At 41.0% G+C, this 13,104-nt stretch carries 9 protein-coding genes; 6 read left to right on the top strand and 3 right to left on the bottom strand.

Annotation, left to right across the window (positions count from 1 at the left end):
• Entirely contained in the window at positions 1 to 957 is a 957-nt protein-coding gene (locus tag G6053_RS26625) for a biotin/lipoyl-binding protein (protein ID WP_108635078.1), read from the top strand.
• Positions 958 to 968: 11 nt separating this feature from the next.
• Positions 969 to 2,147 (top strand): ABC transporter permease, encoded by a 1,179-nt coding sequence (locus tag G6053_RS26620; protein WP_165309112.1) that lies wholly within the window; start codon positions 969 to 971, stop codon positions 2,145 to 2,147.
• A gap of 78 nt (positions 2,148 to 2,225) precedes the next feature.
• Here the strand turns inward: G6053_RS26620 and G6053_RS26615 are convergent, their stop codons facing one another.
• The 3 genes from G6053_RS26615 to G6053_RS26605 all read right to left on the bottom strand — a co-directional run bounded on the left by G6053_RS26615 (position 2,226) and on the right by G6053_RS26605 (position 7,024).
• Entirely contained in the window at positions 2,226 to 3,233 is a 1,008-nt protein-coding gene (locus G6053_RS26615; RefSeq protein ID WP_108635079.1) for an FKBP-type peptidyl-prolyl cis-trans isomerase, read from the bottom strand.
• Positions 3,234 to 3,256: 23 nt separating this feature from the next.
• Positions 3,257 to 4,267: a DHH family phosphoesterase gene (locus G6053_RS26610; protein WP_165309747.1), complete on the bottom strand. Its 1,011-nt coding sequence runs from the start codon at positions 4,265 to 4,267 to the stop codon at positions 3,257 to 3,259.
• Between the two features lie 117 nt (positions 4,268 to 4,384).
• Entirely contained in the window at positions 4,385 to 7,024 is a 2,640-nt protein-coding gene (locus tag G6053_RS26605; RefSeq protein ID WP_165309111.1) for a hypothetical protein, read from the bottom strand.
• Positions 7,025 to 7,293: 269 nt separating this feature from the next.
• Here G6053_RS26605 and G6053_RS26600 point away from each other — a divergent pair, with 269 nt between their 5' ends.
• The 4 genes from G6053_RS26600 to G6053_RS26585 all read left to right on the top strand — a co-directional run bounded on the left by G6053_RS26600 (position 7,294) and on the right by G6053_RS26585 (position 13,055).
• Positions 7,294 to 7,683: a DUF423 domain-containing protein gene (locus G6053_RS26600; RefSeq protein ID WP_108635082.1), complete on the top strand. Its 390-nt coding sequence runs from the start codon at positions 7,294 to 7,296 to the stop codon at positions 7,681 to 7,683.
• A 148-nt stretch (positions 7,684 to 7,831) separates the two neighbouring features.
• On the top strand, positions 7,832 to 10,315 hold the full coding sequence (gene priA / locus G6053_RS26595) for a primosomal protein N' (protein WP_165309110.1): 2,484 nt from the start codon (positions 7,832 to 7,834) through the stop codon (positions 10,313 to 10,315).
• A gap of 225 nt (positions 10,316 to 10,540) precedes the next feature.
• Positions 10,541 to 11,197 (top strand): protein-L-isoaspartate(D-aspartate) O-methyltransferase, encoded by a 657-nt coding sequence (locus tag G6053_RS26590; protein ID WP_108635084.1) that lies wholly within the window; start codon positions 10,541 to 10,543, stop codon positions 11,195 to 11,197.
• Between the two features lie 34 nt (positions 11,198 to 11,231).
• On the top strand, positions 11,232 to 13,055 hold the full coding sequence (locus tag G6053_RS26585; protein ID WP_108635145.1) for a DNA mismatch repair protein MutS: 1,824 nt from the start codon (positions 11,232 to 11,234) through the stop codon (positions 13,053 to 13,055).
• The last annotated feature ends 49 nt before the right edge of the window (positions 13,056 to 13,104 follow it).

The raw sequence follows: 13,104 nt of genomic DNA, 5'->3' as shown, positions 1-13,104 counted from the left end.
ATGAAAAATTTATATGGGATATTAGCCTTGTCTATTTTTGTTTCCTGTACAAATCAAGTGAAAGAAAAACCTATTGAGGGAAAAGTAGAACGTGAACAGGTGACCGTCGTCACAAAAGTGCCCGGAAAAATCGCCAGGATCTTAGTTGAGGAGGGCGACTTTGTACATGCAGGGGATACCTTGGCTATTTTGAGTATTCCTGAGGTGGACGCAAAGGAGGAACAGGCGAAAGGGGCGCTGCAATCTGCCGACGCACAATATAATATGGCCGTCAAAGGTGCGACCAAAGGACAGCTAGTCCAACTGCAAGCAAAGGTGGATGGCTTGAAAGAGCAGTATGAATTTGCGAAGAAATCCATTGGTCGACTTGAAGCTTTATTGCAGGATAGTTTGATTCCACAACAGAAATATGATGAAACTTATGCGAAATACCAAGGCGCAAAAAACCAATACTTAGCTGCGCAAGCCGAAATGGCGGAAGCGCGAGGCGGAGCTCGGCAGGAACAACAGATTATGGCTTTAGGTCAAAAAGAAAGAGCACTTGGCGCCATGTCTGAAGTGAATGTTGCTGCTCAGGAGAAATATGTGATTGCGCCGCAGGACATGAGCGTAGAAACCATCAATCTCAAAGTGGGGGAACTGGCCATGGCCGGCTATCCCATTGTAAATGGCTTTCTTGACCGTTCTATCTATTTTAGGTTTACACTGCCCGAAAATCAGATCGGGAAATTGCAGAAGGGGGCTGTGGTAACCGTAGAGATACCTTATCGGAGCAACGAAAAGGTATCGGCCAAGATCGTTAGCGTAAAAGCATTGAATTCTTATGCCAATATCGCCTCAGCATATCCAGATTTTGATCCACAGCAAGCAGTCTTTGAATTAAAGGTTGTCCCCGAGGATATGGCTGGAACAAAAGATTTGTTAACAAAAACGCTTGTGGTTCTCCATACGAATTAAAGGGAATGGATGTGAAAAGATTTCTAGAATTAATCCAACGGGAGTTTAAGCTCTTTTTTAACAATAAGGTTTTGTTGATGCTCTTTTTAGGCGCACCAGTATTGTATGGTGTTCTCGTTGGTCATGTGTACCAACAGGGAAAGGTCACTGAAATGCCTGTTATTATTGTTGATGAAGACAATAGCCCCTTAAGCAGTTCATTTATAGATATGCTTTCGGACAATGAAAGCATTCGGGTAGCGAAGGTATTACCATCTTTGTTTGATTCGAAGGATGTTGCGATCCAATACGATGCAACAACCATTGTTCATATTCCCAAGGGCTTTGCTTCGGGGGTACAACAAAGCCGTCTACCCGAGGTGACCGTATTCGTTGATGGTGCGAATACGTTGACCTCCAACACGGCGTTAATGGCCGTTAACGTCTGTGCGATGACGATGAAAGCGGGTATTCAGATTCAGGCGCAAATGAAGCGTGGTGTACCGGCAAAGGTGGCAGCTCAACAATATGAACCGTTTAAGACAACGATAGTTAAGCAAAATATTCGAAGCGGTAATTACCTCTATTTTATGTTGCCCGGAGTATTGATCACCGTATTGCAACAGGTCTTGTTATTGGGCTTGGCATTATCTTTTTCTTCGGAGTTTGAGGGGAATACGTTCCCTGATCTTGTTCGGAAAATTTCCAATCCGATTGGACTTATTCTCGTCAAGATATTGCCTTATGTATTGATGTCGATTGGAATATTGCTGCTGTATTGGGGTTTTGGGAAATATTATCGAATGCCTCTGCATGCTGACTTTGGCCGTTTTGTGTTATGCACTTTCGTGTTTCTGCTGGCGGTTTGCTTTATTGGTGTATTAGTGAGTATGATTTTGCCTTCTCAGTTAAAGTCAACGGAGGTCTTGATGGTAATTGCGACGCCTGCTTTTATCTTGAGTGGATTTACCTGGCCGGCGAGTTTAATGCCGGGCTGGGTACAGGGGATTGCCAACGTGATTCCTTCGACACATTATCTGCGGATTTTTAGACTGCTATTTATTCAGCATGCGGAAAACTACCATACCAACAAAGCGCTATGGGCTTTGACAATCATTGCGGTCGTCTGTTTTGTGCTGGCTGTAGCCGTGCTTTGGTGGAAGATAAGAAAATTAAAACAGGCTGATAAGCAAAAGCAGGTTCAGGACTAAAGAAAATATAACAAACAAAAGAGCCGTTCCAACATGTGGAACGGCTCTTTTGTTTGTTAACGAATTTATTATGCTAAATTATTTTTTAGCTGCCGGAGCTTTTGTAGCAGCAGGGGCAGTTGTTGTTGGAGCTACTGTACCTGGAGTAGTTGGCGCTGGCGCTGGAACCTTTCCTGGTTTGATATCCAATACCTCTACTTCAAACACCAATGGTGCATAAGGAGGGATTTTACCTGACGGACGGTCACCGTAGGCCAAAGAAGAAGGGATAACTAAAGTCGCTTTAGTCCCTTTGTTGAACAATTGGAATGCTTCAGTCCAACCTGGGATAACACCGTCAACACCCAATTGGAATTTCAATGCTTCATAAGGGCGTTGTGGCATAAAGATTTTCTCTTTTTTCGCAACATCCGGAAGGTTAGTATCAAATACAAGTCCTGTAGTCAATGAACCTACGTAGTTTACATGGATAGAATCACCTACTTTAGCATTTGCTCCTGTTCCGGGTTTAGTGATTACGTACTGAAGACCTGAAGCTGTTTTTGTTGTTTTCAAGTTTTTATCCTTGATGTATTTCTCCAATTTTGCAGGCTCAGCAGATTTGTGTTTGTTCAATTCTTCTTCAAAGTATTTTTGAACTTGCTCACCCAATTGTTGATCTGTTAATTTTCCTTTTTTGAAGTGTTTTTTCACTTTGATCGAGAACACTAAGAATTTGTCAGCAAATTCTGGTTTAGGTTGGTGAGTTTTCGCAGCCATGGAATCCAAGTTGATTTTGAATACCAAGCTATCACCTTCACCGACATATTTGAATAAACCTGTTGGATCACCTGGATTTTTTGCGATAACGCTGTCTGGATATAATTGAACGATCTGAGGAATGCCCATTTCGTAAGTGCTGCTCATTACAGAATCTCTATCTGTTGATTGTACAATGTCAATAGCTAATAAATCGCCAGATACTGCTTTTTCTTTTGCATTATCATCCACGATCTTATACTCAAGACCACCTTCAGCCTTTTTGAATTTTTGGCATGACGTCATCAAAAGACCGGCAGCCGCGAAAAATAGAATTGCTTTCTTCATTTTCTAATGTATGTTACGATATCTTATTTTGTTAATATTTCTTTATAATTTGGTAAAATGGATTTGAATTTTGCGATCACAACATCCAGACTATCTTTCGAATTTCCGCCGGAAGCATTGAGATGGCCGCCCCCATTGAAATACAATTTACAGATTTCATTACAGGGAACTTCTCCAATCGATCGCAAAGATAGTTTAATTTGTTCATTTCTGTCAATAATTAACGCAGCTAATCGAATTCCTTTGATGGAAAGTGCATAATTGACCAAACCTTCGGTATCTCCTGTGATGACCTGAAATTGATTGAGGTCTTCTTTGGTTACATGAATGACAGCGGTATTATACTCGTGAATGACTTCGAGGCGGTTGAGCAGACAAAAGCCCAGAAACTTGAGACGGCTTTCCGAAGAACTGTTGTAAATTTCTTCATGGATCGCCCAGTTTTGTGCGCCACAGTCAATTAAAGTCGCAATGATACGGTGGATTTCGGATGTCGTAGAGCGAAAACGGAAAGAGCCAGTATCGGTCATAATACCTGTATAAAGACAAGTTGCCATATCCGCACTGATACTGTCTTCATCTTGCATCTCATTCACCAAAAAACGGTAGATTAATTGCGCGGTTGCAGCTGCTGAAGGATCCCAAAAGGCATAATCTTCGAATCCTTCCGGATCCAGGTGATGATCAATCATGCATTTGATTCCTTTTGCCCCACGGATAGGATCTCCCATCTCATGAATACGGCTCAGGCCGTTGAAGTCCAGGCAGAATAACACATCTGCTGTCTCAATCTGCTGATTATGTAGGATAATATTTTGCGTATAAATCTGCACCTTTTCCAAACCGGGCAGCCAGTCTAAAAAAGCCGGGAAATCTGATGGTACGATTAGATTAACATGGTGTCCCTTTGCGGTTAACCAAAAATATAATCCCAAGGATGAACCCAATGCATCTCCGTCCGGCTTGTAATGTGTGGTGATTACAATACGCTTTGGTTCAGCCAATAATTCTTTTAATTCTTCCGATTTTAGCATAGTCATATTAAGTCTGCAAACCTACTATAAAAAATTTAGATTAGACAAATTTTTTATAAACATCTTTTGCATCTTATTTTGTTTTGTTTTGGGTTTAAAAAATTGATTTACAAGTTTTTAAAACTTGTAAACATAAACCTTAAAATCCTTTTTCATGCAAATCAAATAATTCGCATTGTCGCCATAGTTAATCGGTCCATAATAGAACTTTGAAAAGCCTTCCATTGGGAATCCTTCTTGTATCAAACCATCCGATCCAAAGACATAAATCATGCGATTGTCAGTGCCTACTCCCAATACATCGGATTTACCGATACGTTTAAAAAATAGTGGCCTGTTGCTCGCATCTTCAATGAATTTATATTCAAAATAGGAGGAGGAGTCCCTTGCGCTATAGGCCTTCAATTTATTGTTGGCTAAAATGATAAAATCTCGATCGGCACCGCCACTGATATCTTCGAAGTTAAAGAAAGCATCCTTGCCCCAACTTCCCAGTTTTATTTTCTTCGTTTCACCTTCAAAAGGAACTTTGAAAACACTGCCTTTATTATCGGCAACATAGACAAACGAATTTTTTTCATCTGAAGCAGCGACTAGACCGATCGGGTTCTTAACACTTTCGCCTTCGGTGTCCAAAGTTTGTTTTCGGATAATTTTGCCATTTTCATTGAAAAAATAAACAGAAGCTGTACTGGTACCTGCTATAATGTAATTCGTCTGGCCCAAAGCTGTTGTTTTGAGGTCAAATAGAATACGGCTGTCTACACTATTATTCTCCATTCCCTCCACTTTCTTGCCATCTAAAGTATAAGCCAAAATGCGATCCGTGGCTGGGATGTAGATTCGTTGTTCTTTATTGAAGTTGGTCATTGTAGCGCCATAGCTTGCGGTAGAAGGTAGTTCGACCGAAAAGCCGTTCACATTTTTCCCGTCGGGCGTAATCCGGTACAGCCGATTTTTGGTGACAATGACAATACTGAGATCTTGTAATTGAATCGGTTCACCCAAAATCTCGCCCTGAAAAAGGTTTTGCCAAAGTTCCTTTCCATCTGGTGAAAACGCATGTACGGTATGATCCTGCTCTTGGATCATGATGAATTTGTTTTTACCATCCTGATCCAGAATCCACGGCTTATTGATAATACGGTTTTCAAGCTGAACGGTCCATTCCGGTTTGCCACCCAGACGTGTATCACTTTTATAAAGTCCATATAAGCTGGATGCGAATGTGCCTTGATTGCCGCTTAACTGGTATGACCAGGAATAAAAGTTTTGAAAACCAAATTGCTCCTCGTCTTTAAAATTCTTTGCATAATCGGATTTTAGGTTATCCAAAATAGTGCTTTTAGCAGCTTTCGGTTCCAAATAAAAGGTGACATTGCTGCGGCTGTTTTGTAAAGCTGCGTGATTCTTGAAAATAGCAGTGCCCGATAAAAATTGCCTCTCACGGAATGATTCGCGATAATCCCGTAGAATTCCTGTTCTACTTGCGACAACCATGATATTGTCAACGATGGTAAAATAGGGCCTTGTGAAACCCTTGAACGGTTCACCAAAAGAGGCATATAAGAGGTGAGAATATTTAAATTGATAGATTGAGTCACCTACTGAAGAACTGAATTTCTTGAAGTTATTTGCAAATAAGCTGGAATCTGATAAGCTGATTAATCCAAGTACATCTTGATTATCCAATTCAGCCAGTGCAAATTCATCATTGAAGAGCGGTGTAATGACGCTATCAAAGGAAATTTTAGTGTCATCTTCGAAATTTTTAACGTTCTTGCTTATACGGTCATATTCTTTTTGCTGGATTAACAGTTCTTTTAATCCAGAATGAAAGCTGGCTGCATCTGAAATACTGAAATCAATATAAGAAGCCGCATTTTTTGGTAAATAATTTCCTAAGGCCTGAACTTGGGGTGTTTGATTGGCAAATAATTGCAGATAGCTGTTTTTACTTCCTGTAAGATCTGTTTCCCCCTTAAAGATAAGCGCATCCTGTTTAAAATTCATGTTCCAGGAGGTTTGTCCCTTCAGTGAATCGATTAAATTGAGGTAATTGCCAAATTTTGATTTCGTCAATATCCGGGCAACCTGCGCGAGCTGTTCATTGAAAAAATACAGACTGAGGGGAGTATTTTTATTGTTGTGATTGACAAAGAACTCAATCTGTTTTGTATTTATTTTTCGGACATTCTTGTCGAAAATTTGTGCGAGAACCTGTTTTGAATAACTGGCAAAAACAATTTCATGTGAATAGGCACAATAGAGTGTGCTGTCTTTTATTCCCTTATTGAGGCCGAAGAATCGTTGACCCAGGGTGTCAAATGGTTGCACCTTGTAATTGTTGCCGATTTGTCCGATAAGTGTGCCCAGTGAATTATTGTCCAGACTTTGGCCGACCTGAACACTATAAAGTGGTGTTATCTGATCTTTTTCCCGATGAAATGATAACAAGATCTGTTGACCAGTAACGAAGGGGCTGAGTTGTTCACTGCGCAGCAATTCTCCTTTTAATCGTTCGAGATCATCAAAATTTCCTTGTCCCAGGATGGCCTTAAATAATTCGTACTCATTAAATATTGTGTCTACAGTCTCGTCGTTGGCGAAAGATGCAATGGCCAGGGTGTTTTCTGGTAAATATTGTAAGGCCTTTGAATCCTGTTTGTTGTTTTTATTAAAATCTCCGAAAAGATAGATCGTTGCCGCAATGACGGCTATGAATAATAAAATAGTGATGACTATTGTTTTTTTCATCAGAATATATATTTATGAGTGCCCATCTTCAATGGTATAGATGAACACGTTTCAGTCAATTTGTTTTTTATAGTAATGAAGCTATCAACCTGGATAAACTTATGATGGTTTCATCAGTAAAACAAACCTAACAAAAATATGCGGGAAGCGCTAGAAAATCATCCCGATAATGGGGCTTTGTAATATAAATTTAACAAAATATTCCTTATTTTGTTCGGTTTTTAATACATTTATCGGAGAAACACGTTTTCAGCATTCACTTTATTATAATGAATAAGAGAATCATTTTAGCCGCTTCGTTATTAGGAGCATTAGCTGTAATATTAGGGGCCTTTGGTGCCCACGGTCTAGAAGGAAAGGTAAGTGCATATCATATCGAAACTTGGAAAACTGCAAATCAGTATCATTTCTATCATACCTTTGCATTGCTATTCTTATCTACTTTTTCGCGTGCAAAAACCTATTCAATTAAAGTGTCTTTTATCGCCTTTATTGTTGGTATTATCTTTTTTTCGGGGTCGCTATATGTTCTTAGTGTCAGGGAGATAACCGGTTTTGGGAATCCCGCCATCTTGGGACCTATCACTCCTTTGGGGGGGCTATCATTGATCATCGGGTGGATTGCCTTATTTGTGGCCGCGCTAAAGAACAAATCATAACCCTGCTGTTTGCATTAAATAAAGCTCAGGAGCCTTAAAAATATGGAGCCTTCCCAAAGACTAAGTCCGGGAAGGCTTTCTTTTTGAAGGAGGACTTCGCTGTTCTTTCTGCGGCTTTTTTTGTATTTTTATCCCATAATAAGAAATTATGTCCAATCCGCAATCTTCGATTTTTAGTGAAAGAGATACCTTGTTCATTGATGTGGTTCTACCGTTGGCTCTAGCAAGAACATACACCTACCGTATTCCGGCTGACTGGAATGATCGGGTACAGGTTGGGATTCGGGTCATCGTGCAATTTGGACGAAATAAAATTTATTCGGCTGTGGTGAAATCTGTCAGCAAAGAAGCACCACTAAAATACGAAGCAAAGTATATTTTAGATATCATTGATGACAAGCCTATCGTCAATCTGGCTCAATTTAAATTGTGGGATTGGTTGGCAGATTACTATATGTGTAGTTTGGGTGAAGTCATGCAAGCGGCTCTTCCAGCGGCATTAAAATTGGCAAGTGAAACAAAAGTAGCGTCGTCGATAACAGCGGAATTTGACCGATCAACGCTATCTGATAAAGAATACCTCATTATTGAAGCGCTGGAGGTGGCGGGAGAACTTAAGGTCAATGATATCGTAAAGTTACTGGGACAGAAAACCGTATTTCCGATATTAAAACAATTGTTTGACAAAGGTATCGTCCTTATTTCAGAGGAAATTACAGAAAGGTATAAACCTAAAACAAAAGCATTTTTGCGTTTTGCTCCGGACTTTAGAAATGAGAATGCGAAGCGTGAACTTTTGGATAGTCTCAACCGTGCGCCCAAACAGCAGGATGCGGTCCTGGCATTTATGCAGCTCGTCAAGAAAACGGAGGAGATTACGCGGCCTATGCTGGCAGAGGCCTCAGGCTGCGGTAATGCAGCGATCACAGCTTTGATCGACAAAGGTGTATTTGAAATAAAGGAAAAGGTCGTGTCGAGGTTTCAGGGAGAAGATATCGAACTGGATGCCAATTTTCAATTCAATGAAAACCAACAAAGAGCCTACGATGAAATTAGCGCATCTTTTGAAGAGAAAGAGGTGACACTCTTACACGGTGTTACAGCATCGGGTAAAACGCAGATTTACATAAGGCTGATCGAACAGGCCATAGCGGCGGGGAAATCGGCATTGTATCTTTTGCCGGAGATTGCATTGACGGCACAGATTACAGCGCGTCTAAAATTGCATTTTGGTGATAAGCTCGGAGTTTATCACTCTAAATTCAATGACAACGAACGGGCCGAAGTATGGCACAAAGTAATGAAGGACGAATTTCAGGTCGTTATTGGCGCCCGTTCTTCTGTATTTCTTCCATTTCAGGATCTGGGAATTATTATTGTCGATGAAGAACATGAAAGCTCATACAAGCAATTTGATCCGGCACCACGCTACCATGCTCGGGATACGGCAATTTATTTAGGGTTTTTGCATCAAACTAAGGTGCTGTTGGGGTCTGCAACACCATCGTTGGAAAGCTATTATAACGCCAAGGCAAAGAAGTACGGATTTGTACAGTTGTTGGAACGTTATGGTAATGCACAATTGCCCAGTGTCGAACTGGTCAATATTCCTGAGGAAGGGCGAAAAGAAAATATGTTCTCCTATTTCTCAGGGACGTTGTTAAAGGCTATTGAAGAGGCTGTTAAAAATAAGGAACAAGTTATTCTGTTTCAGAATAGGCGTGGACATACCACCATGATCCAGTGCAATACCTGCGGTTTTGTAGCCAAATGTGTGAATTGCGATGTTAGTTTAACTTATCACAAAAGTTCCAATATGATGCATTGCCATTACTGTGGACATGTTGAACCGCCCCTGCGGGTCTGCCCGGCTTGTGGGATGCCACACATCGAAAGCAAGGGGTTTGGAACGGAACGGGTGGAAGAGGAACTGGAATTGCTGATGCCGGAGATTCGTATTGGCCGGTTAGATCTGGATTCCACCAAAGGAAAGTATGGATTTGACAAGATCATTACGGCCTTTGATGAGCATGAGTTTGATGTGCTGATCGGTACGCAGATGGTAGCCAAAGGGCTGGATTTCGGACGTGTCAGCTTAATCGGAGTGGTGAATGCGGATACAATTATTAATTTTCCTGATTTTCGGGCTTATGAGCGTTCGTTTTCCCTCTTTTCCCAGGTTGCTGGCCGAGCTGGCCGCCGGGAAGCCGGAGGACGAGTAATTATCCAAAGTTATACCACCAATCATAGGGTCTTGGAGCAGGTCGTTAACAATGATTATGAGGGGATGTTTATGACAGAAATCACAGAGCGGAAGAATTATCTTTATCCTCCATTTTATCGGCTTATCCGTATTGATATTAAGCATATTGATTTTCAAAAATGTTATGATTCTGCTAATCGTTTTGCTTCGGCACTGCGTCAGCAACTGGGCGCAAGGGTCTTGGGCCCCGAACCGCCACTGGTCTCCCGCGTGCGGAATAATTTTATTCAGACCGTTACCCTCAAGATTGAACGGACAAATATCAGTATTGCCAAGGTAAAGGAGTTGATCCGATCCGTTTTATTGGATTTTGAGCTTGATAAGACCAATACTGGTGTTCGTGTCCAGGTCGATGTCGATCCCTATTAAGACCGTAGCTCTTGTACGCTTATCCGGCAGACTTATGTCATCAATATTCTGAAACTAGTGCAATTTAATTGTTTTTAACTTGCTGTTGCTGTTTGGATTAGGTCTTTTTGAAGTAGCGCAGCTTTGTTCTACGTGCGGTATTCAGTACCATGTATTGGCTTGACGCTAAATGATTTGCGAATAGTTCGGCTAAATATCCCTTTTTAAAAGTAAATTTGAAACATCATGGCGTATAAGTTTATTGATAATTATCGGGAAAGAGGTGCACGCAAGAAATTGGTCGAGCATCTAAAAGGAAGAGGTATTGAAGATCAAAAAGTATTGGAAGCCATTGGAAAGGTACCGCGCCATTTCTTTTTTGATGAAACCTTTTGGAATCAGGCTTATCGGGATATTGCTTTTCCTATCGGTGACGGACAGACGATCTCACAACCCTATACTGTCGCTTATCAATCAGAATTGCTCCACGTGAAAAGGGGAGATAAGGTGCTGGAAATAGGAACTGGATCAGGCTATCAAACCTGTATTCTGCTTGAACTTGGCGCTGAGGTGTATACCATAGAACGTCAGGAAAATCTTTATCAACGGACAATTCAGGTGCTGCCCTATATGGGCTATAAGGCAAATTTCTTTTTAGGTGATGGTTCCAAAGGTATTGTAGAGCATGCCCCTTACGATAAAATCATTGTAACTGCAGGAGCCCCATTTGTACCAGAAATCATGCTGAAACAGCTGAAAATAGGGGGGATTTTCGTTATTCCGGTGGGGGACGAGAAGTCTCAGAAGATGGTAACAATAATTCGTGTGGGGGAAAATGATTTTGATCGAATAGAATTAGATACCTTTCGTTTTGTGCCTTTGGTGGGGGACCAGGCCTGGTAGTTGAATGATTGATGGAATAAAAAATTATTTAGGGATGAATTCAATCGCTACATTATATGCGCAAAAGCATCAAGAAATTGCGTCAACGCTCTTAAAATTAAATAAGCAGGTGAATACCTTGAGCTTCATACGGCTATTCGTTATTCTTGGCGGTGGAGCGCTGTTGTTTTATACTTTTCAGTTGGAAAGTCTACCTCTGGTGTTCTTTTGTTTCTTTGCCTTGTTATTCCTTTTTGCGTATTTGGTGCGCCGGCAAAGTCAACTGGAACTTCAGAAAAATTATTTTGAAGCCTATTTAAAGGTACTTTCCAACGAACAGACCGTAGCTGAAGGGAAAGCAAACATGTATGCCCATGGAGAGCAATTTGAAGATGGCAACCATCCTTACGGTTCGGATATGGATGTATTTGGATCCCATTCTTTATTTGCCCAATTGAACCGCTCGACAACGAAGCAGGGTATTGACCTTCTGGCATCTTGGTTTAGTGCTCCTTTGGATAAGGAGCAGATCTGGCGCAATCAGGAAGCCTCGAAAGAATTGGAAAATGAATCGGAATGGATATGGGATTTTCAGGCAAAACTGCTGGCAAACCTAAATCATAAGCTGGATATTAAAGCTTTTTTGTCCAATTATTTTCAAGATCGAAATTTTAACTTTGGAAACGCCTTCATGCGCATGTATGTCAAGGTTGGTCCGGCTTTATTTGCGGTGGCGCTCATTGGTAGTTTTTTTATCCCCAAATTTGCGGCTGTCGCCACTATATTGGGCCTGTTTCATGTGCTTTGGGCTTTTGCCAAAGCAGGTAACATAAGTTTATTCTCCTCAAGAATAGATAAGATAGGCGGAATGCTGGAATCCTATGCCGATGCCATACAGGCTATTGAAAGCCATTCATGGAAGTCTGCATCGCTACAGGAAATGGCGAATGAATTAAAGCAAGGCAATCATGCTGAACCTATTTCAAGAGCGTTTAAAAAACTCGCCAAACTGATCAATAATCTGGATGCGCGAAATAATGTATTCGTTGGTCTGTTTCTGAATCTTTTTTTGCTTTGGGATTTTAGACAGGTATTGGCGATTATAGATTGGAAAAATAAGTATGAACAGGAAATTTTGAATTCATTTGATACCCTGGCAAAAGTAGAGGCCGTGAATAGTCTGGCCATCTGGAAAAGAAACCACCCAACTTATATTTACCCGGTCATTTTAAACCGTCCTAACGAAGATAAGATTGAAGCACATGGCGTTTTCCATCCGCTGATTCCGAGCGAACAGGTTGTTGCCAATGATTATACAAGTATGGATCATCGGGTTGCATTGGTCACCGGATCCAATATGGCGGGGAAAAGTACGTTCTTGCGGACAATTGGAATAAATGCCGTTCTGGCCTATGCCGGAGCCAGCGTTGCCGCTACAACATTTCGGCTGCCGATTTATAAGCTTATATCTTATATGCGTATCCGCGATAACCTGAATGAAAGTACCTCTACCTTCAAGGCAGAGCTCAATCGAATGAAATTTATATTAGATACAGTCGCTTCCTATACGGATAGTTTCTTCCTGATTGATGAAATGCTACGTGGTACAAATTCGGTGGACAAGTATTTGGGATCCCGTGCGATTATCAAAAAATTAGTCCGCTTGGAGGGGAAAGGAATGGTGGCTACGCATGATTTGCAGTTGTCCAGCTTGGAACAGGAGTTTCCGGGAGAAATCAAAAATTATCATTTTGACATTCAGGTGGACGAGGGGCAGATGCTGTTTGACTATAAATTGAAGACCGGAGAGTGTAAGATCTTCAATGCCTCGTTGTTACTAAAGGGTATAGGGGTGGATATCGAAGAAAATATTGGATAAAAATGACTCAATTGTTTTGGGATAGCCTTACATTTGTGTCCTCTTAAAT

This window comes from Sphingobacterium sp. DR205, from assembly GCF_011064245.1.
Taxonomy (GTDB): Bacteria; Bacteroidota; Bacteroidia; order Sphingobacteriales; family Sphingobacteriaceae; genus Sphingobacterium; species Sphingobacterium athyrii.
Note: the sequence above shows the minus strand (reverse complement) of the source record. Positions and strands in the feature narration are given on the sequence as shown.